The sequence below is a fragment of the Streptomyces sp. NPDC001848 genome, from assembly GCF_042891915.1.
GTDB lineage: Bacteria > Actinomycetota > Actinomycetes > Streptomycetales > Streptomycetaceae > Streptomyces.
This window is the reverse complement of sequence record NZ_JBIATP010000023.1, coordinates 1-26,736: the sequence shown is the minus strand read 5'-3', so window position 1 is coordinate 26,736 and position 26,736 is coordinate 1. Positions and strand designations below refer to the sequence as shown.

General features: G+C 72.6%; 20 protein-coding genes and 1 tRNA gene. 2 read left to right on the top strand and 19 right to left on the bottom strand.

The features are described from left to right. Nucleotides 1-433 precede the first annotated feature (433 nt). Nucleotides 434-1,354: a glycosyltransferase family 2 protein gene (locus tag ACFYZJ_RS34410; protein WP_388574901.1), complete on the bottom strand. Its 921-nt coding sequence runs from the start codon at nucleotides 1,352-1,354 to the stop codon at nucleotides 434-436. A gap of 627 nt (nucleotides 1,355-1,981) precedes the next feature. On the opposite strand from ACFYZJ_RS34410, the gene ACFYZJ_RS34405 reads away from it, so the two are divergent. Continuing rightward, on the top strand, nucleotides 1,982-2,818 hold the full coding sequence (locus ACFYZJ_RS34405; RefSeq protein WP_388574898.1) for an RNA methyltransferase: 837 nt from the start codon (nucleotides 1,982-1,984) through the stop codon (nucleotides 2,816-2,818). A 168-nt stretch (nucleotides 2,819-2,986) separates the two neighbouring features. On the opposite strand, the gene ACFYZJ_RS34400 is transcribed toward ACFYZJ_RS34405, so the two are convergent. From ACFYZJ_RS34400 to bldG, 11 genes are all read right to left on the bottom strand, one after another. Then, nucleotides 2,987-3,063: transfer RNA gene (locus tag ACFYZJ_RS34400), tRNA-Thr, on the bottom strand. Nucleotides 3,064-3,191: 128 nt separating this feature from the next. Next, a complete protein-coding gene (locus ACFYZJ_RS34395) occupies nucleotides 3,192-4,835 on the bottom strand; it encodes an alpha/beta hydrolase (RefSeq protein ID WP_388574896.1) in 1,644 nt (547 codons plus the stop codon). 225 nt (nucleotides 4,836-5,060) lie between these two features. Beyond that, nucleotides 5,061-6,266: a DNA polymerase III subunit delta' gene (locus ACFYZJ_RS34390; protein WP_388574893.1), complete on the bottom strand. Its 1,206-nt coding sequence runs from the start codon at nucleotides 6,264-6,266 to the stop codon at nucleotides 5,061-5,063. A 98-nt stretch (nucleotides 6,267-6,364) separates the two neighbouring features. After that, nucleotides 6,365-9,574: a dTMP kinase gene (gene tmk, locus ACFYZJ_RS34385; protein ID WP_388574890.1), complete on the bottom strand. Its 3,210-nt coding sequence runs from the start codon at nucleotides 9,572-9,574 to the stop codon at nucleotides 6,365-6,367. A 146-nt stretch (nucleotides 9,575-9,720) separates the two neighbouring features. Continuing rightward, the gene (gene topA, locus ACFYZJ_RS34380) at nucleotides 9,721-12,606 is read right to left on the bottom strand and encodes a type I DNA topoisomerase (RefSeq protein WP_388574887.1); all 2,886 of its coding nucleotides are present in this window, start codon (nucleotides 12,604-12,606) and stop codon (nucleotides 9,721-9,723) included. Between the two features lie 270 nt (nucleotides 12,607-12,876). Then, nucleotides 12,877-13,074: a hypothetical protein gene (locus ACFYZJ_RS34375; RefSeq protein ID WP_388574884.1), complete on the bottom strand. Its 198-nt coding sequence runs from the start codon at nucleotides 13,072-13,074 to the stop codon at nucleotides 12,877-12,879. 273 nt (nucleotides 13,075-13,347) lie between these two features. Further along, on the bottom strand, nucleotides 13,348-14,865 hold the full coding sequence (locus ACFYZJ_RS34370) for a methyltransferase (RefSeq protein WP_388574882.1): 1,518 nt from the start codon (nucleotides 14,863-14,865) through the stop codon (nucleotides 13,348-13,350). A 26-nt stretch (nucleotides 14,866-14,891) separates the two neighbouring features. Further along, nucleotides 14,892-15,506, bottom strand: coding sequence for a small secreted protein (locus ACFYZJ_RS34365; protein WP_388574880.1), 615 nt, complete (start codon nucleotides 15,504-15,506; stop codon nucleotides 14,892-14,894). A gap of 219 nt (nucleotides 15,507-15,725) precedes the next feature. Beyond that, nucleotides 15,726-18,128, bottom strand: coding sequence for a sodium-translocating pyrophosphatase (locus tag ACFYZJ_RS34360; protein WP_388574877.1), 2,403 nt, complete (start codon nucleotides 18,126-18,128; stop codon nucleotides 15,726-15,728). A 338-nt stretch (nucleotides 18,129-18,466) separates the two neighbouring features. Beyond that, the gene (locus ACFYZJ_RS34355; protein ID WP_388574874.1) at nucleotides 18,467-18,934 is read right to left on the bottom strand and encodes an ATP-binding protein; all 468 of its coding nucleotides are present in this window, start codon (nucleotides 18,932-18,934) and stop codon (nucleotides 18,467-18,469) included. A gap of 107 nt (nucleotides 18,935-19,041) precedes the next feature. After that, nucleotides 19,042-19,383: an anti-sigma factor antagonist BldG gene (bldG, locus tag ACFYZJ_RS34350; RefSeq protein ID WP_010986038.1), complete on the bottom strand. Its 342-nt coding sequence runs from the start codon at nucleotides 19,381-19,383 to the stop codon at nucleotides 19,042-19,044. Nucleotides 19,384-19,463: 80 nt separating this feature from the next. On the opposite strand from bldG, the gene ACFYZJ_RS34345 reads away from it, so the two are divergent. Then, nucleotides 19,464-21,974, top strand: a complete 2,511-nt coding sequence (locus ACFYZJ_RS34345; RefSeq protein WP_388574871.1) for a DEAD/DEAH box helicase — start codon at nucleotides 19,464-19,466, stop codon at nucleotides 21,972-21,974. On the opposite strand, the gene ACFYZJ_RS34340 is transcribed toward ACFYZJ_RS34345, so the two are convergent. The 7 genes from ACFYZJ_RS34340 to ssd all read right to left on the bottom strand — a co-directional run. Next, nucleotides 21,883-22,281, bottom strand: coding sequence for an Rv3654c family TadE-like protein (locus ACFYZJ_RS34340; RefSeq protein WP_388575085.1), 399 nt, complete (start codon nucleotides 22,279-22,281; stop codon nucleotides 21,883-21,885). The genes ACFYZJ_RS34345 and ACFYZJ_RS34340 overlap by 92 nt on opposite strands. Nucleotides 22,282-22,337: 56 nt before the next feature. After that, nucleotides 22,338-22,712: a TadE family type IV pilus minor pilin gene (locus ACFYZJ_RS34335; protein WP_388574869.1), complete on the bottom strand. Its 375-nt coding sequence runs from the start codon at nucleotides 22,710-22,712 to the stop codon at nucleotides 22,338-22,340. A gap of 4 nt (nucleotides 22,713-22,716) precedes the next feature. Then, on the bottom strand, nucleotides 22,717-22,935 hold the full coding sequence (locus tag ACFYZJ_RS34330; protein WP_388574867.1) for a DUF4244 domain-containing protein: 219 nt from the start codon (nucleotides 22,933-22,935) through the stop codon (nucleotides 22,717-22,719). 132 nt (nucleotides 22,936-23,067) lie between these two features. Next, complete coding sequence (locus ACFYZJ_RS34325) at nucleotides 23,068-23,880, bottom strand: type II secretion system F family protein (protein ID WP_388574865.1); 813 nt, start codon at nucleotides 23,878-23,880, stop codon at nucleotides 23,068-23,070. Beyond that, nucleotides 23,877-24,752 (bottom strand): type II secretion system F family protein, encoded by an 876-nt coding sequence (locus ACFYZJ_RS34320; RefSeq protein ID WP_388575084.1) that lies wholly within the window; start codon nucleotides 24,750-24,752, stop codon nucleotides 23,877-23,879. Before ACFYZJ_RS34320 ends, ACFYZJ_RS34325 begins: the two co-directional genes overlap by 4 nt. A 44-nt stretch (nucleotides 24,753-24,796) precedes the next feature. Next, nucleotides 24,797-26,056 carry a TadA family conjugal transfer-associated ATPase gene (locus ACFYZJ_RS34315; RefSeq protein WP_388574863.1) on the bottom strand — a complete coding sequence of 420 codons (1,260 nt, stop codon included), beginning with the start codon at nucleotides 26,054-26,056 and terminating at the stop codon, nucleotides 24,797-24,799. Then, nucleotides 26,053-26,736, bottom strand: a 684-nt coding sequence (gene ssd / locus ACFYZJ_RS34310) for a septum site-determining protein Ssd (RefSeq protein WP_388574860.1), incomplete at its 5' end; no start/stop codon positions are given. The genes ssd and ACFYZJ_RS34315, both read right to left, overlap by 4 nt.

Below are 26,736 nucleotides of genomic sequence, written 5' to 3'. Positions count from 1 at the left end.
GGCTGACTGGGGCTCCTGGGCTCATGGGGCACCTGGGGCGTACCTGGGCTCCTGGGGCATGGGGCTTATCTGAGCTCGTGGGGCACCTGGGGCATACCTGGACTCCTGGGGCATGGGGCTTATCTGAGCTCGTGGGGCTCCTGGGCGTATCTGGGCTCGTGGGGCAGGGGGCTTATCTGAGCTCGTGGGGCTCCTGGGGCATACCTGGGCTCCTGGGGCATGGGGCTTATCTGAGCTCGTGGGGCTCCTGGGGCATACCTGGACTCCTGGGGCATGGGTCTTGGGGCTCCTGGGGCACCTGGCCTCGTGGGGCTCCTGGGGCGTACCTGGGCTCGTGCGGCTCATCTTGGGGCTCTTGGGGCACCTGGGGCGTACCTGGGCTCGCGGGGCTCCTGGGGCACCTAACCTCGTGGGGCTCCTGGGGCACATGACCTCAGATGACCGGCGGCCTACCGAGCTTCGTGAGCCGCCACACCGTGCGCCAGCGCATGGGACGCCGTGCGCCACCGGAGGTCCGCAGCCCCTCGACGAAACCGCCGAACCAGGCCTTCAGCCCGCCGACCGAGCGGGTGCGCAGAAGGGTGACGGCGATCCACACCCCGAGGTGGACCGGGATGAGGGGAAGCGGCAGCCGCCGCCGTACGAGCCAGACGCGGTTGCGGGCCGTGACGCGGTGGTAGATGGCGTGCCGGGCGGGCGACGTCCGGGGGTGCTGGAGCAGCAGCTCCGGCACGTACAGGATGGTCCACCCGGCATCGGCGGCCCGCCAGGCCAGATCGGTCTCCTCGTGCGCGAAGAAGAACTCCGCGGGCCAGTCGCCGGTCTCGGCGAGCATGGCCATGGACAGCGCGTGCCCGCCGCCGAGGAAGCCGGTCACCTCCCCTCCGCGCATCGGGTCGGCGGCCCCGACCCGCGGCACGTGCCGTCGCTGGGTCTCGCCATGCTCGTCGGCGATCCGGAACCCGACGATGCCGAGCCGGGGATCCGCGGCGTACAAGTCCCGTACGCGGCGCAGCACATCGGGGTCCACGAGCAGCCCGTCGTCGTCGAGGTCCACCACGACGTCGACGTCCCCGAACTCCCGCAGCCGGGCGAGGGCCACGTTGCGGCCGCCGGGGCAGCCGAGGTTCTCGTCGGTCTCGACGCAGGTGACCTCGCCGGGAAGGTCCAGGCGCTCGGCGAACTCGGGCAGGGGGCAGCCGTTGCCGACGATCACGATGCGGGACGGGGCGAGGTCCTGCTTGGCGACGGACCTGAGGAGGGCGTCGACCTCGGCGGGCCGGTTGCCCATGGTCACGACCGCGACGGCGATCCGGGGCCCCGGCTCCCGCTGCTGCGGCTGCGCCTGCGACACGACACCCACCCCATCCCGGCCGACGACTGACCACGCGATGCTAGCCGTTCACCAAGATGACGGCCCCTGTCCGCTGGTTCTGCCCCGTGCCGATGATTTTCTCGGCGTAGGGGGAGGGACAGGCGAGCGGGCACTCGGCGCCGGGGCGCACGCGATGGCCCGCGCGGCGGGGCGGGCGGCGGGGCCGGCGGGCACTCGGCGCCGGGGCGCACGCGACGGGGCGGGCGGCGGGGCGGGCGGAACGAGCGGGCACGCCACGCCGGGGCGCACGCGGCGGGGCGGCCGTGGGGGCGGGACGGGACGGAACGAGCAGGCACGCCACGCCGGGGCGCGCGCGGCGCGGCGGGCGGGACCGGCGGGACGAGCAGGCACGCCACGCCGGGGGCGCACGCGGCGGGGCGGCCCTGGGGGCGGGACGGGACGGGACGAGCAGGCACGCCACGCCGGGGCGGACCGGCAACTCGGCGGCCAGAGCGGTGGCCGGGGCGGGCGGGCACGCGGCGCCCCTCCCCGGGCCCGCATGTACGCTGGCCGGGACCGCGCGCAGCGCGCCCAGCAGTACGAGCGAGACCACGAGAAAGGGGACGGAGGATCGGAGCCCGCCGCGGACCGTGACTCCCACCGCCCATGCCGTCCAACCCCCGGGCCGGGTCGCCCAAGGAGATCTCCAGCCCGAGCAACCCCCACGTCAAGGAACTCGCCGCCCTCCGCCGCCGGCGCAGCAGGCAGGCCGCCGGAGTGACCCTCGTGGAGGGGTACGAGGAACTGGACCTCGCGCTGCGGGCCGGCGTACGCCCCCGTGAGCTGTGCTTCTGCCCCGCGCTCACCGGCGGCTCGGACCCGCGCGACGTGGTGGCCCGTGCGGCCGAGCGCGGTGCCGCCCTGTTCAGCCTCAGCCGACAGGCGTTCGACAAGGCCGCGTACCGCGAGGGCCCGGACGGCTGGCTCGCCGTCGTCCCGGACATCGAGACCGATCTCTCCCGCATCGAGGTCGACGACCACGCCCTCTTCCTGGTCTGCGAGAGCGTCGAGAAGCCCGGCAACCTGGGCTCCATGCTCCGCACGGCCGACGCGGCCGGGGTGACCGCGGTCATCTCCGCGAACCCGGTGACCGACTGGGGCAACCCGAACGTGATCCGGGCCAGCAAGGGCACGGTGTTCGCCGTCCCGATCGCCTCCGCCGACTCCGAACAGGTCATGCGCTGGTTGGCCGACCACGAGGTGAACGTCGTCGCCACCACCCCCGACACCGATGTCCTGATGGCGGACGTCGACATGACGGGACCCACGGCGATCCTCGTCGGCAGCGAGAAGTACGGCCTCTCGGACCGGTGGCTGAAGGGCAGCCACACCAAGGCCAAGATCCCGATGTTCGGCCAGGTGGACTCGCTCAACGTCGGTGTGTCGGCGGCGCTGTTCACGTATGAGGCGGTACGCCAGCGAATGGCGTCGGGGCGGCGCTGATCACGAAGGGGTCCCGGGCCTTCATGCCCGCCCGGAACCCGCAGCTGAGACCAGAGCTGGGACCACAGCTGGGACCGCGGACAGCCGCGCGGCACGCGCCCGCCGCCGTCGCCGCATCCGCTCAACGCAAAAACCCCAGCTCAGACACTGTCTGGGCTGGGGTTCGGATGGAGCCGCTTTCGGGATTCGAACCCGAGACCTACGCATTACGAGTGCGTTGCTCTGGCCATCTGAGCTAAAGCGGCCTGCTGTCCGCACTATGGTGCGATCAGCAACGACGGTAAGTCTACACAGTTTCCCGGGGTGCTTTGACCACGCCCTGGTGGCGGCGTCTTTACAGGGCTCCACCCGACTCCACGGGGCGCCCCCACGCCTACCGGCAGCGCTTCCCCTTCGCCGGCGGAGTGCCGCGCAGCAGGTAGGCGTCGATCGTCGAGTCCACGCACCTGCTGCCGCGGCCGTATGCCGTGTGGCCGTCGCCGTCGTAGGTCAGGAGCCGGGCGGAGGAGAGCTGGGAGGCGAGGGAGCGCGCCCAGCCGTAGGGGGTCGCCGGGTCGCGGATCGTGCCGACCACCACGATCGGCGCCGCCCCCTTCGCCTGGATCCGGTGCGGTCGTCCGGTCGCGCGCACCGGCCAGTACGCGCAGCTCAGCGAGGTCCAGGCCAGGCCCCGCCCGAACACCGGGGACGCCTTCTCGAACGCCGGGAGCGCCTTCTCCACGTCCTCCGGGCCCGAGAACGCGGGCGGCAGGTCCAGGCAGTTCACGGCCGCGTTCGCGAACATCAGGTTCGAGTACCGGCCGTCCGCGTCCCGCTCGTAGTAGCTGTCCGACAGCATGAGCAGCCCGGCGCCGTCACGGCGTCTCATCGCCGAGGTCAGCGCCTGGCGCAGCCGCGGCCAGGCCGCCTCGTCGTACATCGCCGCGATCACCCCGGTCGTGGCCAGCGCCTCGCCGAGCCTGCGGCCGTCCGCGTCGCCCGTCGGGATGGGCGACGTGTCGAGCTTCTTGAAGAACGCCTTCAGCTTGTCGCCGACCTTCGCCGGAGGCGTGCCCGGGCCGCCCAGCGGGCAGTCCGGCCGCCGGACGCAGTCCTTGGCGAAGGACCGGAACGCCGTCTCGAACCCCGCCGTCTGCTCCTCGTTCAGCCGGCGCGCGGACAGGGACGGGTCCATGGCGCCGTCCAGCACCATCCGGCCCACCCGCTCGGGGAACAGTCCCGCGTACGTCGCCCCGAGGAACGTCCCGTACGACGCCCCCACGTAGGCCAGCCTCCGGTCGCCCAGCGCTCCGCGCAGGATGTCCATGTCACGGGCGGCCTCGACCGTCGAGACATGGCGCAGCAGGGCCGCCGAGCGCCGCCCGCAGCCCTCCGCGAAACGCTTGTACGCGTCGACCAGGCGGCGCGTCTCCTTCTGGTCGTCGGGAGTGATGTCGGTCTGCGTGAACGCGTCCATCTGGGGGCCGTCGAGGCATTCCACCGGTTCGCTGTGGGCCACGCCGCGCGGGTCGACGGCCACCAGGTCGTAGCGGGCGCGGATCTCCGCCGGGTAGCCGACGCCCGCGTACTGTTCCAGATAGCCGATCGCCGAGCCGCCCGGCCCGCCCGGGTTGACGAGCAGCGAGCCGAGGGGCTTGCCCTGGCCGGTGGCCCTCTTACGGGCCACGGCGAGCCGTACGTCGCCCGCGCCCGGGTCGGCGTAGTCGCGCGGCGCCTTCATGGTGGCGCACTGGAAGCCGGCGACGCCGCAGCCGTGCCAGCTCAGCCGCTGGGTGTAGTACGGGGCCAGCGCCGACGGGGTCGACCCGGGCAGCGCGGCCAGGGCCGCCTGCGCGGTCGCCGTCGTCGAGCCGCCGGTGGAGCAGGCCGAGACGAGCAGCGCGGCGGCGGCGAGCAGTGTGCCGCCCGTCCGTGTCATGCGGGTCATGCGAGTCGTGGGGAGAGAACGACGGGAGGCTCGGGGACGGCGGAGGGGGTGCAGAAGGCGGGACGGTCCGGGAATGCGCCTGGTGTGCATTTCGTGAGCGTAACCGTGCGCAACGAATTGATGCCTGTCAGCGACTCGGGCGCCTCTTACGAGTGACATCGTCAATCGACCGTCGAGCCCAGCCACCGAAGGGGGAAAGGGCGCGCCCCAGGTGTGCGCCGCTTCGCTCCTCACCTTGCTTAGTTACTCATCCCGCTTCGTTGCTCATCCCGCTTCGCTCCTCACCCCGCTTCGCTCCTCACCCCGCTTCGTTGCTCATCCCGCTCTGAGCGCCATCGTCATCGCCTCCACCGCCAGCAGCGGGGCCACATTGCGGTCCAGGGCGTCCCGGCACGCGGCGATCGCCTCGATGCGGCGGAGGGTGGCCTCGGGCGTGCTGCCGCGGGCCAGCCGCTCCAGGGCGTCCTCCGCGTCCGTGTTGGCGAGGGCGACGCGGGAGCCGAGCTGGAGGGCGAGGACGTCACGGTAGAAGCCCGTGAGGTCGGTGAGGGCCTGGTCCAGGCTGTCCCGCTGGGTGCGCGTTCTACGGCGCTTCTGCTTGTCCTCCAGCTCCTTGATGACGCCCGCGGTGCCGCGCGGCATCCGGCCGCCCTGCGCCGCGCCGAGCGCGGCCTTCAGCTCCTCGGTCTCCTTGGCGTCGATCTCCTCGGCGAGCTGCTTGGAGTCCTCCGTGGCCGCGTCGACCAGCTCCTGGGCGGCTCGGAGGCAGCCGCCGATGTCGTCGAGCCGCAGCGGGAGCTTCAGGACGGCGGCGCGGCGGGCGCGGGCCTGCTCGTCCGTGGCCAGCCTGCGGGCACGGTCGACGTGGCCCTGGGTGGCGCGGGCGGCGGCGGCGGCGATCTCCGGCTCGATGCCGTCGCGCCGCATGAGCATGTCCGCGACCGCCTCCACGGAGGGTGTGCGCAGGTTCAGGTGACGGCAGCGGGAGCGGATCGTCGGCAGGACGTCCTCCAGGGACGGCGCGCACAGCAGCCACACCGTGCGGGGGGCGGGCTCCTCCACCGCCTTCAGTACCGCGTTGGCCGACTTCTCGTTCAGCCGCTCGGCGTCCTCGACGAGGATCACCTGCCAGCGGCCGTTCGCCGGCGAGGTGAACGACTTGCGGACGGTGTCGCGCATGTCGTCGGCGAGGATCTGCGTGCCCACGGCGGCGACCGTGGTGACGTCCGCATGGGTGCCGATCAGGGCGGTGTGGCAGCCGTCGCAGAAGCCGCAACCGGGGGCTCCGCCGAGTGCGCGGTCGGGGCTCACGCACTGCAGGGCCGCGGCGAAGGCCCGCGCCGCCTGCGTACGTCCGGCCCCCGGCGGCCCCGTGAACAGCCAGGCGTGCGTCATCTTGGACGCCTCGGGCGGCGGGGTGTCCGCGGCGGCCGCGGTGACCAGGGCGTCGGCGTCCCGGGCAGCCGCAGCGAGCTGCTCGCACACCTTCTCCTGGCCCACCAGGTCGTCCCACACGCTCACGGGGACACCGCCCTTCCGTCGTACCGCGCCCTACCGCGCTCCATTGTGCGGGTCACCACTGACAACGGCGGCGGGCCGGACAGCCGGCGCAGGTCCGCTCAGCGGCGCCTGCCGCGTCCCCGCCCGCCCCGTCCGTCCCGGTCGTCGTCCCAGTCCTCGTCCTCCCGGGGGCCGAGCAGTTCGTCCGCCAGGGTCGGGAGGTCGTCCAGCGGCGTCTCCTCCGCCCAGTCCGGGCGCGGGCGGCGGGGGCGGCCGTCGGCGTCCAGCTGCGGCAGCTCGCGCGTACGCTCCTCGGCGCCGTCCGGTCGCGGTGCCGGGCGCTCGTCCCGGAAGAAGCCGGGCGGCACCCTGTCCACCGGATCACCGGCACCCTCGTCCCGTACGGGCGGCAGGACGGCCGTCTCGTCGGCCGCTCCCGGCACCACCGGGGGCAGCACCGCCGTCTCGTCGGCCGCTCCCTGCGGCTCGTGCGGCGCCGGCAGCTCCGCCGTGGTCTCGGCGTCCGCGTCGCGCGACCGCACCGGCGGCAGGACGGCGGTCTCGTCCACCGGCCCGCCCGACGCGTTCGTCGGCGTCACCAGCGGTGTGGGGACCGTCGTCTCGTTGTCCGGCGACGTACCCCGCGCGGGCGCACCGGATCCGGCGACCTCCGTGGCCGGCGGGGACGATGCGGCCGAGGCGGCCGATGCCGCCGCCGCTGCGGAGGCCGCCGCCTCCGCAGCGGCCCTGCGCGCCTCCTCGGCCCGCAGCAGCGCCTCCTCGGCCTTCCGCTGCTTCTCCAGTCGGCGCTCCTCGGCCTCCGCCCGCAGCCGGGCCTCCTCCTCGGCCTGCCGGCGCCGCCGTTCCTCCTCGGCCCTGCGCCGCGCCTCCTCCTCGGCCCGGGCCTTCTCCTCGGCCAGCAGCCGTGCCTTCTCCTCCTCGGCGCGCCGACGGGCTTCCTCGGCCCGCCGCCGGGCCTCCTCCGCCTGCCGCTCGGCCTCGCGGCGCTGCGCCTCCTCCAACTCGCGCCGCTTGCGCTCCTCCTCCTCGGCGCGCAGCTTGGCCAGCTGCTCCTGGCGCTCCCGCTCGAGCCGCTCCTCCTCGGCCTTGCGTGCCGCCTCTTCCTCGGCCTTGCGCCGGGCCTCCTCCTCGGCCTTGCGGCGCGCCTCCTCCTGCGCCTTCAGCTCGGCCTCGGACAGCGGCAGCATCTGGTCGAGCCGGGCCCGGATCACGGTCGTGACCGCCTCGGACTCCTGTCCGGCGTCGACGACCAGATACCGCGCGGGGTCGGCGGCGGCCAGGGTGAGGAAACCGGACCGCACGCGGGCGTGGAACTCGGCCGGCTCCGACTCCAGCCGGTCCGGTGCCTCGGTGAACCGCTCCCGCGCGGTCTCCGGAGCGACGTCCAGCAGGACCGTGAGGTGCGGTACGAGGCCGTCGGTCGCCCAGCGGTTGATACGGGCGATCTCGGTCGGGGACAGGTCACGGCCCGCGCCCTGGTAGGCCACGGACGAGTCGATGTACCGGTCCGAGATCACGACGGCGCCCCGCTCCAGGGCCGGACGCACGACCGTGTCCACGTGTTCCGCGCGGTCCGCCGCGTACAGCAGCGCCTCCGCGCGGTGCGACAGACCGGCGCTGGAGACGTCCAGCAGGATCGACCGCAACCGCTTGCCGACCGGGGTGGCGCCCGGCTCACGGGTCAGCACCACCTCGTGGCCCTTGGCGCGGATCCACTCGGCGAGCGCCTCGGCCTGGGTGGACTTCCCGGCGCCGTCGCCGCCCTCCAGGGCGATGAAGAACCCGTTCGCCGCGGGGACGTGCTCCGGATCGTCGCCGCCGCGCAGCGCATCGAGCAGGTCCTGCCGCAGCGGTACTCCGGAGCGGTCGTCGACCTTGGCGAGCACCAGCGCCGCCACGGGCAGCAACAGCGCGCCGACCAGCATCAGCGTGAAGGCGGCGCCGCCGTGCGCGAACACGAACCTGCCGTTCTCCATCCGGTGCGGCCCGATGGCCCCCGCCACCAGCGGCGCCACGAGCGCGCACAGCGCGACGCACACCCGGACGACCGCGTGCAGATGCTCGGTCGTCCGCGCCCGGCGGTACTCCTCGACCTCCTGGTCGAGCAGCGCGTGCCCGGTGTTCGCGGCCACACCCGCGCCGATACCCGCGAGCAGCGCGATCAGCAGCACGCTGGTCACGTCCGGGTCGAGACCGGCGGCGAGCAGCGCCACCCCGGTGAAGGCGATCGCCAGCGCGAACAGCCGGCGCCGCGACAGCGACGGCAGCACATGGGGCGCCGTGCGGATGCCGACGACCGTGCCGCCGGTCAGCGCCAGGACCAGCAGGCCGTACAGCACCGGGCCGCCGCCCAGGTCCTTGGCCTGCAGCACGGCGACGGCGACGGCGGCCGCGACCGTCCCGGCGACGGCGGCGCAGGCCGGCACCAGGAGCGGGAGCGCGCCTGTGCGGCCCTTCTCGACGCCCGCGTCCGTCCGGGGGCGGCGCAGGCCCTCCAGCGGGGACCGCGCGCGGGGGGTGCGGGTGTCGGGCAGCTCGAGCGAGGTGGCCACCGACAGGGAGGCGGCGAACAGCCCGGCCGCCACGTACGACGCGAGGGCCGCCTGGTGCTGGGCGAACCAGGCGATGCCCGCGCCCAGCAGGTTGTTCACCAGCGCCACCACGACGAGCCCGGCGGCGGCCAGCGGCACCGCCACGAATCCCGTCCGCAGCGACAGACGGCGCAGGGCGTCCATGTGGTCGGGCAGCGGACGCACCGTCGCGCCCTCCAGGGGCGGCGCGGGCAGCAGGGCGGGTGCCGCGCTCTGCCGGCACACCGTCCAGAAGCGCTCGGCGACGCCGGTGACGAAGGCGGTGACGAGCAGGAGCGCGAGCGCGCTGCCCGGGGTCCAGTCGATCCAGAGGGGGGCGACGATCAGCAGCGCGGCCCTCAGCCCGTCCGCGCCGACCATGGTCCAGCGGCGGTCGAGCGGGCCCTCCTTGGACGTCAGCGCGCTGAGCGGGCCGAGGAGGACGGCCCCGAAGAGCACGGTGGAGAGAACCCGCGCGCCGAAGACGGTCGCGATCGCGAACGCCACACCCCGGTAGCCGGGGCCGAACGAGCCCTGGGCGATGGCTGCCTGGAGGACGAGCAGGACCAGGACGAGCACGGCGAGGGAGTCCCCGATGCCGCCCACGAGCTGGGCACTCCACAGCCGCTTGAGCTGCGGCTCGCGCAGCAGGGCGCGGACGGCGCGCTCGCGGGAATCTGCGACCAGGGCGTCGTCTGGGGCTGCTTGGGGGGCCGTTGGCTGCTCGGCTCGCGTCATGCATTCAGACTATCGGCAGCCACCGACAGCCCGGCGCGGCCACTGATGACGTACGCACGGCCCGACACCGAACTGATGCCGGACCGTGCGTTTCGCGAAGGCGGTGTGAGGAACCGGTGCCCCTTCGGGCCCGGTCCTTGGCCGCGTCAGTCCTCCGCGGTGCTCCTCGACGCCGCCGTCTTGGCGGCAGCGGTCTTCTTGGCCGCCGTCTTCTTCGCCGCCGTCTTCTTCGCCGTCGTCTTCTTCGCCGTCGTCTTCGCAGCGGTCTTGGCCGCCGTCTTCTTCGCCGCGGTCGACGTCGCCTTCTTGGCCGGTGCCTTCTTGGCGGCGGCCTTCTTCGCCGTCTTCTTCGCGGGCGCCTTGGCACGCTTCTCCGCGAGCAGCTCGAAGCCGCGCTCCGGGGTGATCGTCTCCACGCTGTCGCCGGAGCGCAGGGTCGCGTTGGTCTCGCCGTCGGTGACGTACGGGCCGAAGCGGCCGTCCTTGACGACGACCGGCTTCCCGCTGACCGGGTCCTCGCCCAGCTCCTTCAGCGGCGGCTTGGCGGCCGCCCGGCCACGCTGCTTGGGCTGGGCGTAGATCGCCTGGGCCTCCTCCAGCGTGATCGTGAAGATCTGGTCCTCGGACTGCAGCGAGCGCGAGTCCGTGCCCTTCTTCAGGTACGGGCCGTAGCGGCCGTTCTGCGCGGTGATCTCCTGCCCGTCGGCGTCGGTGCCCACCACACGCGGCAGGGACATCAGCCTCAGCGCGTCGTCGAGGGTCACTGTGTCCAGGGACATCGACTTGAACAGCGAGGCGGTGCGCGGCTTGATCGCGTTCTTGCCGGTCTTCGGGGTGCCCTCGGGGAGGATCTCCGTGACGTACGGGCCGTAGCGGCCGTCCTTGGCGACGATCGGGCGGCCCGTCTCCGGGTCCGTGCCCAGCGGGCGCTCGCCGCTCGGCTTGGCCAGCAGTTCCTCCGCCAGCTCGGCGGTCAGCTCGTCGGGGGCGAGATCGGCCGGGATGTCGGCGCGCTGGTGCTGCTCGGTGTCCTTCTCGCCGCGCTCGATGTACGGGCCGTAGCGGCCGACCCGCAGCACGATGTCGTTGCCGACGGGGAACGACGACACCTCGCGCGCGTCGATCGCGCCCAGGTCGGTCACCAGCTCCTTGAGGCCGCCGAGGTGGTCCCCGTCGCCGTTGCCCGCGTCGGCCGCGGTGCCGTTGGCGCCCGCGGCGAAGCCGCCGTCGGCTGCCGTCTCGCCGAAGTAGAACCGCTTCAACCACGGCACGGCCTGCGCCTCACCGCGCGCGATGCGGTCGAGGTCGTCCTCCATCTTGGCGGTGAAGTCGTAGTCGACGAGCCGACCGAAGTGCTTCTCCAGGAGGTTTACCACGGCGAAGGACAGGAAGGACGGCACGAGGGCCGTGCCCTTCTTGAACACGTAGCCGCGGTCCAGGATCGTGCCGATGATCGACGCGTACGTCGACGGGCGGCCGATCTCGCGCTCTTCGAGCTCCTTGACCAGCGACGCCTCGGTGTAGCGGGCCGGGGCCTTGGTCGCGTGGCCGTCGGCGGTGATCTCCTCGGCGCTCAGCGCGTCGCCCTCGGCGACCTGCGGCAGCCGGCGCTCGCGGTCGTCGAGCTCGGCGTTCGGGTCGTCGGCGCCCTCCACGTAGGCCTTGAGGAAGCCGTGGAAGGTGATCGTCTTGCCGGAGGCGGTGAACTCGGCGTCCCGGCCGTCGGCGGCGGTGCCACCGATCCGGACCGTGACCGAGTTGCCGGTCGCGTCCTTCATCTGGGAGGCGACGGTCCGCTTCCAGATCAGTTCGTAGAGCTTGAACTGGTCGCCGGTCAGTCCGGTCTCCGCCGGGGTGCGGAAACGATCACCCGAGGGCCGGATCGCCTCGTGCGCCTCCTGCGCGTTCTTGACCTTGGCGGCGTAGGTACGCGGCGCGTCGGGCAGGTACTCGGCGCCGTACAGATGCGTGACCTGGGCACGAGCGGCGGCGATCGCCGTGTCGCTCAGCGTCGTGGAGTCCGTACGCATGTACGTGATGTAGCCGTTCTCGTACAGCTTCTGCGCGATCTGCATGGTGGCCTTCGCGCCGAAGCCGAGCTTGCGGCTCGCCTCCTGCTGCAGCGTCGTCGTACGGAACGGAGCGTACGGCGAGCGGCGGTACGGCTTGGACTCGACGGACCTGACCGAGAAGCGGGTGTTCTCCAGGGCGGCGGCGAGGGCGCGGGCGTTCGCCTCGTCGAGGTGCAGGACCTGGTCGCTCTTGAGTTGTCCCAGGGAGTCGAAGTCGCGCCCCTGTGCGACCCTCCTGCCGTCGACGCTCTGCAGGCGGGCGACCAGCGACGAGGGGTCCGAGAGGTCTCCCGCGCGGCCGGTCGCGAAGGTGCCCGTCAGGTCCCAGTACTCGGCGGAACGGAACGCGATGCGCTCGCGCTCCCGCTCGACCACGAGCCGGGTGGCGACGGACTGGACACGGCCGGCCGACAGGCGCGGCATGACCTTCTTCCACAGCACCGGCGAGACCTCGTAGCCGTAGAGGCGGTCGAGGATGCGGCGCGTCTCCTGGGCGTCGACGAGCTTCTGGTTCAGCTCGCGAGGATTGCGCACGGCCTGCTGGATGGCGTCCTTGGTGATCTCGTGGAACACCATCCGCTTGACCGGAACCTTGGGCTTCAGCACCTCCTGGAGGTGCCACGCGATGGCCTCGCCCTCACGGTCCTCATCGGTGGCGAGGAAGAGTTCGTCGGATTCACGCAGCAGGTCCTTGAGCTTTTTGACCTGCGCCTTCTTGTCGGCGTTGACGACGTAGATCGGCTGGAAGTCGTGTTCGACGTCGACGCCGAGGCGGCGCACCTCGCCGGTGTACTTCTCGGGCACCTCCGCGGCGCCGTTCGGAAGGTCGCGGATGTGCCCGACGCTCGCCTCGACGGTGTAGCCCGGGCCGAGATAGCCCTTGATCGTCTTCGCCTTGGCAGGCGACTCGACGATGACGAGTCGGCGGCCGCCCTGTGCGGTCTCGCTGGTCGGGGACAACTTCGCTCTTCTCTCCGGTCGACGCTGGGGCCTCCCCAGGCCTTGATCCCGGGGTGAGGTCGCTTTCTGACTCTCTGGTGACGCTGCGGAGTGTGACGGTACATCCCGCCCCCGTGTCAAACGGGAAAAGCCCACAACGGCCACTCGAACGGTAACCCGACTACCGGCATTCCTGCCGCCCGGAGTACTCAGCGGCCTTTTCGGGCCTGTCCGGAGGGTGATCTCCCAGTTACTTCGGCTCAGGTCGCCCGGTGACCGGGAACAGTGATGTCAGAGGCGGAAGAAGCACCATGTGCCGGCCGTGAGCGCGGCCACTGCGGCGAGGCCGGCGAGCGCGGCGGATGCGATACGGCTCACACCGTCCGTTACCGGCTCACCACGGTACAACCGAGTCGCGGTCCAGGTCAGCAGACCGCCGCCGAACAGGACGAACACCGCCCCCGTGATGATCGCCGGTGCGCTCTCCATGTCGTTTCCCTCCCGCACGGCGGGACCGGCATCCTGCCGCCGCCCCGCCCAGGCGACGGGAGGCTGACACGCCGGGGAAGCCGACACGCGAACCTGAGGTGAACGTGCGGCGGACGATCCGCCCCCGCACGCCGTGTGCGCCCCCGGCTCGACAGCGTGCGGGCGGGGGCCGGTGGCCGGAACGAACTCGACGCGAACTTGATGGTGCGGTCTCGGCGCCGCCCTCGCCGCCCTGCCGCCCCTACGCCCCCGTCAGCCATCAGCCGTGAGCCGTCAGCGCGCGGGCTCCAGGAACCCCTGTTCGACCAGCAGCCGGATCTGCGCGGGCGTGCGGTCGCGCAGCAGCACGGGGTCCTCGCCGACCAGCTGCGCGATGGCGTCCAGGATCCGCCCCGCGCTCAGCGTGCCGTCGCAGACGCCCGCGAAGCCCGCGCCGACCGTGTCCACCTTGGTGGCGCGGCGCATCCCTCGGTTCTGGCGCAGCACCACGTGCTCCGGGTCCTCGGCGCCGGGCAGCCCGACCTGCTCCTGGACCACCTCGGCGGCGAGCCTGAAGTGCCCGGCGAGCAGGGCCGCGTCGTCGTGCGCCCGCAGGTAGTCGACGCGGTCGAAGTGCGCGCGCACCGTGTCTCCGAGCGGCTGTTCGACCGGATGCGGCCACTCCTCGACCGTGATCGAGGGCTCGGCCGCGTCGCTCCTGCGCAGCGCGATCCAGCCGAATCCGACCGCCTGCACCTTGCGCGCCTCGAACTCGTCCAGCCACGCGTCGTACCGCGCCTGGTACTCGGCCGTATCGCCGCGGTGGTCCCCGGCGTCCCTGAGCCACAGCTCGGCGTACTGCGTGACGTCCTGCACCTCACGCTGCACGATCCACGCGTCGCAGCCGCGCGGCACCCACGACCTGAGCCTGTCCTGCCAGTCCTCCCCCTCCACGTGCTGCCAGTTGGCGAGGAACTGCGCGAACCCGCCCGCGTTCAGCCGCTCCCCCGAGCGCTGAACCAGCGTGCGGCACAGATCGTCCCCGCCCATTCCGCCGTCGCGGTAGGTGAGCCGGGCGCCGGGGGAGATCACGAAGGGCGGGTTCGAGACGATCAGGTCGAACGTCTCGTCGTCCCGGACCGGCTCGAAGAGCGATCCCCGACGCAGGTCGGCGGCCGGGGCGCCGGACAGCGCGAGGGTGAGCGCGGCGATGTGCAGGGCGCGCGGATTGACGTCGGTCGCGGTCACGCGCGTGGCGTGCCGGGCCGCGTGCAGCGCCTGGATCCCGGAGCCGGTGCCGAGGTCGAGGGCGGAGCCGACGGGGGTCCGTACGGTGATGCCGGCGAGGGTGGTGGAGGCGCCGCCGACCCCGAGGACGACGCTCTCGTCCCGGCTGCCGATGCCTCCCGCCCCGCCGACGGCGCACCCGAGGTCGGAGACGATGAACCAGTCCTCGCCGTCCGGTCCGCCGTACGGCCGCACGTCCACGGTCGCGGCGACCTCGTCCCCGCCGGTGCGCACCAGCCAGCCGGCCTCCAGGCACGCCTCCAGGGGCAGGACGCCGGCCACGCGCGCGTGCGGCACGGGCTGTTGCAGCAGGAACAGCCGTACGAGCGTCTCCAGCGGCGTGTCCCCGCGCGTCGCCCGGAGTGCGGGCACGGTCTCGCTCCGCGCGAGCGCCGCGTACGCGGGCGCTCCGAGCAGGTCGAGCAGCCCATCGGCGGTGAAGGAGGCGCCGAGCAGGGCGTCCCGCAACCGTGCGGTGACATCGGTGCGGTCCAGGGAGGGCAGGGTGCGACTGCGGGTACTCACGCCCCCATTGTGACGTGCCGGCGGACTCAGCCCGCGGTCGCCGAGGCCGTGGCCGCCGCCTTCTTGCAGCTCGCCTGGTCGGCGATCGCCTTCTTCACGTCACCCTGCTCAAGGTTCTTCAGCGCCGCGGTCCCGCTCTGGTTCTGCTTCTCCAGCTCCGTCATCTGGGCCGCGATGTCGTGCAGCCCGGACGCGAACTTGCCCTGGTCCTTGGTGTTGAGCGCGTCCACCTTCTTCTTCAGGTCGGCGTAGGACGCGGAGAGGCTGTTGAGGGTCTTGACGGCGTCCTGCTGCCGCTGTGCACCGCCGTCGACGCCAGGGGGCGCTCCGGCGTTGTTCAGGGCGGTCGCAAGCGCCTTGTAGCCGTCGGACATGTCCTGGAAGGCCTGGGAGTCGGTCTTCTGGATGGTCTGCGGCGGGTTCGTGGTGTCCGAGGCCGCCTTTGTGATCGCGTCGTTGGCGGCCTTGATCTTCGCGTTCTGGGCCGGCACGGCGTCGCAGACCTGCTTGGCCCAGGAGGCCAGCTTGTCGTCGGTCTGGCTCTTGCCTGCGCTGGTGCAGGCCGACAGCGCCAGTACCAGTACCGCACCGCCGGACACTGTGGCCGCGAGCTTCTTGTTCACCGGATTGGTCCCTTCCATGGCTCTCTCGGCCCGGAACATACACGCCGACCGGGCGACGCCCGCGGGCTGAATATCCCCTCCAGGCGCTTTTGCAGCCTTTTGCACCACGCGAGAGAAGGCTCACGGGAGGGCCCCAGACACGGACAAGGGCGGGCGTACGGCCTCTCGATGAGCGCCGTACGCCCGCCCATGTGCCCGTATGTGACCAGGCGTAAGAGCGGGTGCCGTGGAGCCGGGCTACGACACCACCGCCGGATCGGCGGGCTTGGACACCTTCTCCGCGTTGTCTTCGTCACCCACGGCGATCCCGCGCCGCTTGGACACGTACACCGCGAGCACGATCACGACGAGCGAGAGCACCGCGATGGCGATCCGCACGCCGATGTTCTTGTCGCTGCCATAGGAGAACTTGATGACCGCGGGCGCGATCAGCAGCGACACCAGGTTCATGACCTTGAGCAGCGGGTTGATCGCCGGGCCCGCGGTGTCCTTGAACGGGTCGCCGACCGTGTCGCCGATCACCGTCGCGGCGTGCGCCTCGCTTCCCTTGCCGCCGTGGTGGCCGTCCTCGACGAGCTTCTTGGCGTTGTCCCAGGCTCCGCCGGAGTTGGCCAGGAAGACCGCCATCAGCGTGCCGGTGCCGATCGCGCCGGCGAGGTACGCGCCGAGCGCTCCGACGCCGAACGTGAACCCGAGAGCGATGGGCGCCATGACGGCGAGCAGGCCGGGCGTGGCCAGCTCCCGGAGGGCGTCCTTGGTGCAGATGTCGACGACCTTGCCGTACTCGGGTTTCTCCGTGTAGTTCATGATCCCGGGCCGTTCGCGGAACTGCCGCCGCACCTCGAAGACCACCGCACCGGCCGCCCGCGACACCGCGTTGATCGCCAGCCCCGAGAAGAGGAAGACGACTGCCGCGCCGGCGATGAGGCCGACCAGGTTGTTGGGCTGGGAGATGTCCATCACCAGGCTCATCGGCCCGCCGTCGCCGACCTTCTCACCCACGTCCTGCGCGGCCGTGGTGATCGCGTCGCGGTACGAGCCGAACAGCGCCGAGGCCGCCAGGACCGCGGTGGCGATGGCGATGCCCTTGGTGATCGCCTTGGTGGTGTTGCCGACGGCGTCCAGGTCGGTGAGCACCTGCGCGCCCGAGCCCTGGACGTCGCCGGACATCTCGGCGATGCCCTGTGCGTTGTCGGAGACCGGGCCGAAGGTGTCCATGGCGACGATCACGCCGACCGTGGTGAGCAGGCCCGTGCCGGCCAGCGCCACCGCGAACAGCGCGAGCATGATCGACGTACCGCCGAGCAGGAACGCCCCGTAGACACCGAGGCCGATCAGCAGCGCCGTGTACACGGCCGATTCCAGACCGACGGAGATACCGGCGAGGACGACGGTGGCCGGGCCGGTCAGCGAGGTCTTGCCGATGTCCCGCACGGGACGGCGGCTGGTCTCGGTGAAGTAGCCGGTCAGCTGCTGGATCAGGGCGGCGAGCAGGATGCCGATGGCGACCGCGACGAGCGCGAGGATCCGCGGATCGCCGCTCTTGGCGCGGATCGCCGCGTCGGTGACGCCCTTGAGGCCGGCGTACGACGACGGCAGATAGGCGAAGACGGCCGCCGTGACCAGCGCCAGGGAGATCACCGCGGAGATGAAGAATCCCCGGTTGATCGCGGACATGCCGCTGCGGTCGGCCCGGCGCGGCGCCACCGCGAAGATGCCGATCATCGCGGTCACGACCCCGATCGCGGGCACGATCAGCGGGAACGCCAGCCCCGAGTCGCCGAACGCGGCCTTGCCCAGGATCAGCGCGGCGACGAGCGTGACGGCGTACGACTCGAAGAGGTCGGCAGCCATCCCCGCGCAGTCGCCGACGTTGTCGCCCACGTTGTCGGCGATGGTCGCGGCATTGCGCGGATCGTCCTCCGGAATGCCCTGCTCGACCTTGCCGACCAGGTCGGCGCCGACGTCGGCGGCCTTGGTGAAGATGCCGCCGCCGACACGCATGAACATGGCGATCAGCGCCGCGCCCAGACCGAAGCCCTCGAGGACCTTCGGCGCGTTCGCCGCGTAGACCAGCACCACACAGGAGGCGCCCAGCAGACCGAGCCCCACCGTGAACATGCCGACGACACCGCCGGTGCGGAAAGCGATCTTCATCGCCCGGTGCGAGACGGCGGTGAGATCCTTTTGTGGTTCACCCTCCGCCGGGGTCGCCTCGCGCGCCGCAGCGGCGACGCGGACATTGCTGCGCACGGCGAGCCACATACCGATATAGCCGGTGGCCGCCGAGAACGCCGCACCGATCAGGAAGAACACCGACCGTCCGGCGCGCTGATTCCAGTCGTCCGCGGGCAGCAGCATGAGCAGGAAGAAGACGACGACGGCGAATACGCCGAGCGTGCGCAACTGCCGGGCCAGATAGGCGTTCGCGCCTTCCTGGACCGCGGCTGCGATCTTCTTCATGCTGTCGGTGCCCTCGCCGGCCGCGAGGACCTCGCGCACCAGAATCCCGGCCACCACGAGGGCCGCGAGCGCGACGGCCGCGATGACCACCACGATCATGCGGTTGTCATGGGTCAGGACCGCGGCCGCGAGGGCTGTGGGGTGGTCAAACTGTTGAGGGGTAGAAAGCCCCGCCATTCGTCCTCCTTGACGCTTGGGCTGAGCTCAAGATGTGGACGGATTGTAGGTACCGGAACCTGATCAAAACAGTGCGCGGTAAACCGAATGAGACGTCACTTGCTCTTCAGCAAAAGATCGCACATCAGCCACAGAACCCGAAAGTGGTAACGCTTCAAAACCATTGACGCAGAAGACTCTTGATCAAATTCTCTTGATCGAATTATCGCCTGATTGATCGTGAAGATATTCACGTGAAGGCGTTCACGAATTACCATACGACTTTACAAAGAGAAGGGCCCTGCACAGGCAGGACCCTTCTTACGAAAACCGTTGGGGCTTGAGGGAGAGATGTGTCGTCAGGCCGGGAACTGAGCGGCGCCGGGCGGGCTGGTGGGAGCGGCGCCGGGCGGTGTGGTCGGCCAGCTCATCCTGATCAGTCCGCCGTTCTCCCCGGTGGTGACCTCCACGTCGTCGACGAGGCCGCTGATCACCGCGAGGCCCATCTCGTCCTCCTCGGCCTCCGCCTCCGTCTCGACGACACCGACGCCCGCCGGCTCGTCACCGGGCACGATGTGCGGTGCCTCGTCGCCGACCTCGATGGAGAACTGTTTCTCCTCCTCGGTCAGCACCACCCGCACCGGCGCCGAGATCCCGTTGCTCTGGTGCAGTCCGACGGCGCGGGTGCAGGCCTCCCCGACGGCGAGCCTGACCTCGTCGAGTGCGGCCTCCTCCACTCCGGCCCGACGCGCCACCGCCGCCGCCACGAGCCGGGCGGTCCTGACGTGTTCGGGCAGCGCGCTGAAGCGGAGTTCAACGGTGGCCATGCATCCCCCTCAGAAACTTCGGGCGTGCGGTCGGGGGGCCGGGCCGTACTGGCCCGAACCCCCCGCTCTTGCTTCTTCCGTCCGGGCCCCACGGCCCGGAAGCGGGGTCAGTCGGTGGCCGCCACCGCTTCCTCGACCGAGGTGTGAATCGGGAACACCTTGGTGAGGCCGGTGATGCGGAAGATCTTGAGAATGCGCTCCTGGTTGCACACCAGGCGCAGGGAGCCCTCATGGGCCCGAACGCGCTTCAAGCCGCCCACCAGCACGCCGAGCCCGGTGGAGTCGAGGAAGTCCACGCCCTCCATGTCGACGACGAGGTGGAAATTCCCGTCGTTCACCAGCTCGACCAGCTGCTCGCGCAGCTTGGGCGCGGTATATACGTCGATTTCGCCACCGACCTCGACGACCGTACGATCGCCGACGGTACGGGTCGACAGGGACAGGTCCACGGATCCTCCAGCACCTTGCTATCGAGCGGTCGCCCCTCGGGCACCTCGGCTTCAGCCCCCGGGACGGTTCGCCAGCCGCGATGGCATTCAATCACTTACCGGCAGGCGTGCACGACGCCTTGGACCCATTGTCCGTCACGCCAGTGACACACTCGGTGCCGATGGCCAAGAATCACCGATCCGATCGACCCACGACGGGCCCCGTGTCCCGCCTTGCGCCTGGCACGGTCCTGGACCGGCTCGCCTCGGGCCCGAGCCGGGCTGCGCGCATCACTCATACGGAGCACTTGCCCCCGCGAGAGGGCCGCCATGCCGTCTGGCCGGACCGGATCCGTGCCGAGGTCGTCGCCGCCGTGCGCCGCGCGGGCATCGAGCACCCCTGGGCCCACCAGGCGCTCGCCGCCGAGCACGCCCTGGACGGCGACTCGGTGGTCGTCGCCACGGGCACGGCCTCGGGCAAGTCGCTCGCCTATCTGGTGCCGGTGCTGTCCCGGCTGCTGGACGGCGCCGAGGCCCCGAACGGCCGGGGCGCCACCGCCCTCTACCTGGCCCCCACCAAGGCCCTCGCGGCGGATCAGTGCCGATCGGTGAAGGAACTTTCACAGCCTCTCGGCACGGCGATCCGGGCCGCCGTCTACGACGGCGACACACCGCCCGAGGAACGTGAATGGGTACGCCAGTACGCCAACTACGTCCTCACCAACCCGGACATGCTGCATCGCGGCATATTGCCCTCCCATCCGCGCTGGTCCTCCTTCCTGCGCGCCCTGAAGTACGTCGTCATCGACGAGTGCCACACTTACCGAGGTGTCTTCGGCTCCCACGTCGCCCAGGTCCTGCGCCGGCTGCGCCGCCTGTGCGCCCGCTACGGCTCCGCCCCCGTCTTCCTGCTGGCCTCCGCGACCGCCGCCGAGCCCTCGGTGGCCGCCCGCCGCCTCACCGGCCTGCCGGTCGTCGAGGTCGCGGACGACGCCTCCCCGCGCGGCGAGCTGGTCTTCGCCCTGTGGGAGCCGCCGCTCACCGAGCTGCACGGCGAGCGGGGCGCGCCCGTCCGCCGCACGGCCACCGCCGAGACCGCCGACCTGCTGACCGATCTGACCGTGCAGGGCGTGCGCTCGGTCGCCTTCATCCGCTCCCGCCGCGGCGCCGAGCTGATCTCGGTGATCGCCCAGGAACGTCTGGCCGAGGTCGACCGCTCCCTGGCCCGCCGCGTGGCCGCCTACCGCGGCGGCTACCTTCCCGAGGAGCGCCGCGCCCTGGAGCGGGCCCTGCACTCCGGCGAACTCATCGGCCTCGCCGCGACGACGGCCCTGGAGCTCGGCGTGGACGTGTCCGGGCTCGACGCCGTGCTGATCGCCGGGTACCCGGGGACCCGTGCCTCGCTGTGGCAGCAGGCGGGCCGCGCGGGCCGCGCCGGGCAGGGCGCCCTCGCAGTGCTGGTCGCCCGTGACGACCCGCTGGACACGTTCCTCGTCCACCACCCCGAGGCCCTGTTCGACCAGCCGGTCGAGTCCACGGTCCTCGACCCGGACAACCCCTACGTCCTCGCCCCGCACCTGTGCGCGGCGGCGGCCGAACTGCCGCTGACGGAGGAGGACCTGGAGCTGTTCGGTCCCGCGTGCGACGACGTGCTGCCGCAGCTGGAGGCCGCGAAGCTGCTGCGCCGCCGCACGAAGGCGTGGCACTGGACGCGCCGGGAGCGGGCCGCCGACCTCACGGACATCCGCGGGGCGGGCGGGCGCCCGGTCCAGGTCGTCGAGGCCGGCACCGGGCGACTGCTCGGCACGGTCGACGCGGGCGCCGCCCACACGACGGTCCACGAGGGCGCGGTCCACCTGCACCAGGGCCGTACGTACCTGGTGCGCTCCCTCGACCTGGAGGACTCCGTCGCCCTGGTCGAGGAGGCCAACCCGCCGTACACGACGGTCGCCCGCGACACCACCTCCATCTCCGTCCTGGAGACGGACGTCGAAATCCCCTGGGGTGAGGGCCGGTTGTGCTACGGCTCCGTCGAGGTCACCAACCAGGTCGTCTCCTTTCTGCGTCGGCGTCTGATCACCGGTGAGGTGCTGGGCGAGACGAAACTCGACCTCCCTCCTCGGACGTTGCGCACCCGCGCCGTGTGGTGGACCGTCACCGAGGACCAGCTGGACGAGGCCCGCATCGGCCCGGAGATCCTCGGTGGCGCGCTGCACGCGGCCGAACACGCCTCGATCGGCATGCTTCCGCTCTTCGCCACCTGCGACCGCTGGGACATCGGAGGCGTCTCCGTGCCACTGCACCCGGACACGCTCCTGCCCACGGTCTTCGTGTACGACGGCCACCCGGGCGGCGCGGGCTTCGCCGAGCGCGCCTTCCACACGGCCCGCGCCTGGCTCTCCGCCACCCACCAGGCCATCGCGTCCTGCGAGTGCGAGGCGGGCTGTCCGTCCTGCATCCAGTCCCCCAAGTGCGGCAACGGCAACGACCCGCTGCACAAGAGGGGAGCCGTACGCCTCCTCACGGTGCTGCTGCGCGGGGCGCCCGAGGAGGCGGCGAGCGGTCCGGCGGCTCCGGCGCCCTCGGCTCCGGCGGCCCCGCCCTCGCCCTGACCTCGGTGGTGAACGGCCCCGCGGCCGACGCCGCCGTGACGTCGGAGACCGCCCCCACGAGGGCGCACCGCACGAGCCTGCTTCCCTGGGCCCGGGCGACCCGCCCCGCCGTGGCGCACGCCTTGCCGCCTCCGTCCGTCCAGTGATCCGCGGCCGCCAGTGCGGCGAGGTCGGCCGCACCGGCCGCACGGTGCCGGGCCAGCACGACCTCGCCCTGGGCCAGCAGGACGCCGAACACGGCACACATCGCACCGAGCAGGCACACGACCCAGACGGTGGCGGAGCCGCGATCCGAACGCGCCACCATCACACGGGCCTTGAGGGCGTCCAAGCGCCTTCGGAATGCGCCGCGTTCACATCCCCTCACTGCTTCACCCCCACCGTCTCCTCCGCCAACGCCACCGCCTCGTGTCGCAGTTCGAGAGGGAACACATCCGGGCCGGGGGGATGGGCCACGACCAGCACGCGTACCAGATCGCCCTGTCGGCTCACCGTGATCCTCGCGCCGTCCGGAGCCGCCTGCCGGGCCATGTCCCGCACCACACCCGGCGGCTCCTGCCGGGCCGCCGCCCGGGCCCCCGCGCGGGCCGCGTCCACGCACCGGATCTGCGCGGACGCGGCCAACAGGGCCCACACGAGGGCCATCGCGAAGAGCACCAGGGCGGGCAGCACGACCGCGGTCTCCGCCGTCACGAAGCCATGGTCCCGGGCACGGCCCGGTCCCCGGTGCGCTCGCACGCCGTCACATCCGGACACTGAGCGCCCGTTTCACGATCGCCTGCAGTTCCGCACTGACCTGTCCGCTCGTCAGCACCTTGTAGAGGAGCGCCGCGAAGGCCACCGCGGCGATGATCCCCACCGCGTACTCGGAGGTGACCATCCCCGCGTCCCCGCGCCCCGCCGCCCTCAGCCGGCGCACCAGCGCACGCACCCGGGCTCGTACTCGTACCACCTTGCTCATATCAACCCCCGTGAGGTTCTCGTTGTGCTTTGTTATTTGAACAGCTGTTTGTCCGGTTGTTTGCTGTCCGGCCGTGGCCGTCTTCCGGACCCTCTGTCCGGTTCGTCACCCGTCACCACATGCCGTGCCCCGTCATCTCCCACCCCCTCCCAGCAGCCCTCCCGCCAGCCCGATCACGACGGGCAGCACCCCGACCGCGATGAACGCGGGCAGGAAGCACAGCCCCACCGGGGCGGTGACCAGGACGCCCGCGCGGCGCGCCCGTGCCGTCGCTCCTCGGGCCCACTCGGCCCGCGCCTGAGCCGCGAGGCGCCCGACCGGTGCGGCCGCCGGGGCCCCGGAATCGCCCGCCCGTTCAAGGAGCCGCACCAGAGCTGCGGCGCCCGGGAGCGCGGCGAGCCGTCGCCACGCATCGGCCGGTTCGCCCCCGAGCCGCACCTCGGCCGCGCCCCGCGCCAGCCGCTCACCGACCGGTCCCGCCAAGGCCTCGCCCACCGCCTGAGCGGCCGACACCGGGCTCGCGCCCGCCGCGATGCACGCCGCGAGCAGGTCGGCGGCCAGCGGCAGCTGACGGGCGGCCACGGCCGGGTCGTACTCCTCCGTGCGACGGTCACGCTGCTGCCGCGCCCGCCACCGCGCCACGCCGATCCCGGTGACCAGTCCGACCCCCAGCCCGGCGAACCCTCCGATCACGACCCAGCCGGCACACAGCGCCCCGGTGACCGGCAGCCAGCGCCGCACGGCGTCCCGCACCTCGGTCCGTCGCACCCCACCGGGCACACGTTCGCGTGACCGCTGTCTTGCCGCACCCGCCCCCGCCAGAACGGCGGCCACCCGCCGCCGCACCCTCCGCGTCCGCCGCGCGACGATGAGCGTGCGCGTCGGCCACCACAGCGCCAGCACCGCGCACAGCATCCCCAGCCTGTGGACAACGCTCGCACTCACGCCGCCTCCGCCCCTCGCACGATCCGCAGCGCCCACCACAGCCCGGCCCCCTCCAGCACGCCACCGACCACCAGACACGCCAGCCCCGCCCCGGTGTGCAGCAGCACGTGCAGCGGGTGGGCGCCGAGCGCGGTGCCCAGCAGCAGTCCGAGGACCGGCAGCCCGGCGAGCAGGACCGCCGTCGATCGAGCGCCCGCCAACTGCGCCCGCAGATCGGCGCGTTGGTCGCGCTCGGCGCGCAGCGCCGCTTCCAGCCGGTCCAGCCCGGCCGCCAGTCCCGCACCCCGGTCCACGGCCACCCGCCAGCACGCGGCCAGCCCGGACAACCCGTCGGCCCCCGGCTGCCGTGCCGCGTCCGCGAGCGAACCCGGGACGTCCCCGCCGAACCGCGCAGCCGCCAGCACCGCCGCCTGGGCCTCGCCGAGCCCGCCGGAGTCACGAGCCGCCCGCAGCAGGGCCTCGCCCGGCTGGCGCCCGGCCCGCACCTCCCCGGCGAGCGCCCCGCACAGCGCGATCACCGCCTCGCCACGCGCTTCCCGTGCCCGCGCCGCCTCGCGCGCCCGACGCACCCGCCGAACCACCGGTACACCGACGGCTCCGGCCGCCAGGGGCAGGAGAGACGTCCCGAGCAGCGCGATCACCGCGCCCACGGCCACCGACCACCACTCCACCGGCAACCGCCGCACCCGCAGCACGAACCGCTCCCAGGGCGGCGGCCCGCCCCGCGCCGCGGCGCCACCGCCCGCGAACAGCAACCGGGCACGGCGGGCCGCCGTGTTCGAGCCGCTCACCATCCAGGCCGCCGTCCCGGCACACACCAGGGCCACGCCGACCGCCAGATGACCGGACCCCGGCACACCCCCAGCCGTCATCTGCCCGAGCCCCGTCCCATCGACCGCCACCCGACCGACTGCGCTCACAGCACCTCCACCTCACTCCCCTCGCTTCCGCCGCGGAGCAGCTCCCGCAGCCGCTCCCACCCCCGCTCGCGCACGAAGGCCTCCGGTCCCCACCGCAGGGCGGGCACCGTCACCACGAGCCCCGACGCGGCCCGCTCCAGCACATGCACCTCCGCGATCCGGCGCCGCCCGGTCCGGTCGCGCACGAGGTGCAGGACCACCGACAGCGCGGCCGCCAGCTGGCTGTGCAGCGCGGCCCGGTCCAGACCCGCAGCCGTACCGAGCGCTTCCAGCCGGGCGGGCACCTGGGCCGCCGCGTTCGCGTGGAGCGTGCCGCAGCCGCCCTCATGGCCCGTGTTCAGCGCGGCCAGCAGGGACACCACCTCGGGGCCGCGCACCTCGCCGACGACGAGCCGGTCGGGTCTCATCCGCAGTGCCTGCCGCACCAGGTCCTGGAGCTCGACGAGCCCCACCCCCTCCTGGTTCGCTGGCCGGCCCTCCAGGCGCACCACATGCGGGTGGTCCGGGCGCAGCTCGGCCGAGTCCTCGGCGAGCACGATCCGCTCGGTCGGCCCCACCACGCCCAGGAGCGCGCTCAGCAGCGTGGTCTTGCCCGAACCGGTTCCGCCGCTGATCACGTAGGAGAGCCGGGAGGCGATCAGCGCCCGCAGCAGCCGGTCCCCGTCCGGCGGCACCGTGCCCGCCGCCACGAGTTCGTCCAGGGTGAAGGCCCGGGGCCGCACGACCCGCAGGGACAGGCATGTCGAGCCGACCGCGACCGGCGGCAGCACCGCGTGCAGACGGGTGCCGTCCGGCATGCGGGCGTCCACCCACGGTCGGGCGTCGTCAAGCCGCCGCCCGGCCACGGCCGCCAGCCTCTGCGCGAGACGGCGTACGGCCGCCGCGTCCGGGAAGGACACCTGCGTCAACTCCAGTCCGGTCCCCCGGTCCACCCACACCCGGTCCGGCGCGGACACCAGGACGTCAGTCACGGACGGGTCCGCGAGCAACGGTTCCAGAGGGCCGCTGCCGACCAGTTCGGACCGCAGCTGCCGGGCAGCGCCGAGCACTTCCGCATCCCCGAGCACCCGCCCCTGCTCCCGCAGCGCCTGCGCCACGCGCGCGGGGGTTGGCTCGGCCCCGCTCTCGGCCAGCCACTGCCGCACTCCGTCCAGCAGCCGCGACCGCTCGCCGGGCCCCTCCGCGCCGCCGGAACCCGCGTCCGCCCGGGCACCGGGCCCCGCCGTACCTGCCGTCGCGCCCCAGCCCGTGCTCATACGGGGTCACCCGCCTCGGCCAGCGCCCGCTCCCAGAAGACCGAGCAGAACCGGGCGAGCGGCCCCCGCGCCGCTCCCCCGGGCGGTACCGAACCGTCTTCCGGTGGTGTCTCGTACGGCACCTCGCCGACCAGCGGCAGCTCCAGCAGGCGCGCCACCTCGCGGTCGTCCATGCCGGGCGGGTACGGCCCCCGCACCACGATCCGCAGGTCACCGAGGACCATGCCGACCGCGGACGCCACCCGCCGCGCGGCCGCGACCCCCCGCAGTTCTCCGGGGACCACCAGGATGCCGAGGTCCAGCTGCGCGAGGACCTCGGCGACCCCCTCGTCGACACGGCGCGGGAGATCGACGACGACCGCGCCGCCGCGCCGCCGTGCCGCGGCGAGGACCGCGCGGACCGCCTGGGGCGGGACGGCGACGGTGTCGCCACGGTCCCAGCTCAGCACCCGCAGCGCGTGCACCTGGGGCAGGGACTCCTCCAGGGCGCCGCTTCCCACCCGTCCCCGGGAGGCGGCGAACGCCGGCCAGCGCAGTCCTTCCGTGGTCTCTCCGCCGAGGAGTACGTCGAGTCCGCCGCCCAGCGAAGCGCGCGGGTTCGCAGATTCCTGGATGCGGACGAGTGCGGAACCTGCGCGGGGTTGCCGATTTTTAGGGGTTCGAGAGGTGAGTTGGAGGCG

Excerpts from the sequence above, each read along its gene's own strand:
- ACFYZJ_RS34405 (WP_388574898.1), top strand. The coding sequence starts at position 1,982 with ATGCCGTCCAACCCCCGGGCCGGGTCGCCCAAGGAGATCTCCAGCCCG.
- ACFYZJ_RS34395 (WP_388574896.1), bottom strand. The coding sequence starts at position 4,835 with ATGCACACCAGGCGCATTCCCGGACCGTCCCGCCTTCTGCACCCCCTC.
- tmk (WP_388574890.1), bottom strand. The coding sequence starts at position 9,574 with ATGACGCGAGCCGAGCAGCCAACGGCCCCCCAAGCAGCCCCAGACGAC.
- ACFYZJ_RS34375 (WP_388574884.1), bottom strand. The coding sequence starts at position 13,074 with ATGGAGAGCGCACCGGCGATCATCACGGGGGCGGTGTTCGTCCTGTTC.
- ACFYZJ_RS34365 (WP_388574880.1), bottom strand. The coding sequence starts at position 15,506 with ATGGAAGGGACCAATCCGGTGAACAAGAAGCTCGCGGCCACAGTGTCC.
- ACFYZJ_RS34360 (WP_388574877.1), bottom strand. The coding sequence starts at position 18,128 with ATGGCGGGGCTTTCTACCCCTCAACAGTTTGACCACCCCACAGCCCTC.
- ACFYZJ_RS34355 (WP_388574874.1), bottom strand. The coding sequence starts at position 18,934 with ATGGCCACCGTTGAACTCCGCTTCAGCGCGCTGCCCGAACACGTCAGG.
- ACFYZJ_RS34345 (WP_388574871.1), top strand. The coding sequence starts at position 19,464 with ATGGCATTCAATCACTTACCGGCAGGCGTGCACGACGCCTTGGACCCA.
- ACFYZJ_RS34340 (WP_388575085.1), bottom strand. The coding sequence starts at position 22,281 with ATGGTGGCGCGTTCGGATCGCGGCTCCGCCACCGTCTGGGTCGTGTGC.
- ACFYZJ_RS34330 (WP_388574867.1), bottom strand. The coding sequence starts at position 22,935 with ATGAGCAAGGTGGTACGAGTACGAGCCCGGGTGCGTGCGCTGGTGCGC.
- ACFYZJ_RS34320 (WP_388575084.1), bottom strand. The coding sequence starts at position 24,752 with ATGACGGCTGGGGGTGTGCCGGGGTCCGGTCATCTGGCGGTCGGCGTG.
- ACFYZJ_RS34315 (WP_388574863.1), bottom strand. The coding sequence starts at position 26,056 with ATGAGCACGGGCTGGGGCGCGACGGCAGGTACGGCGGGGCCCGGTGCC.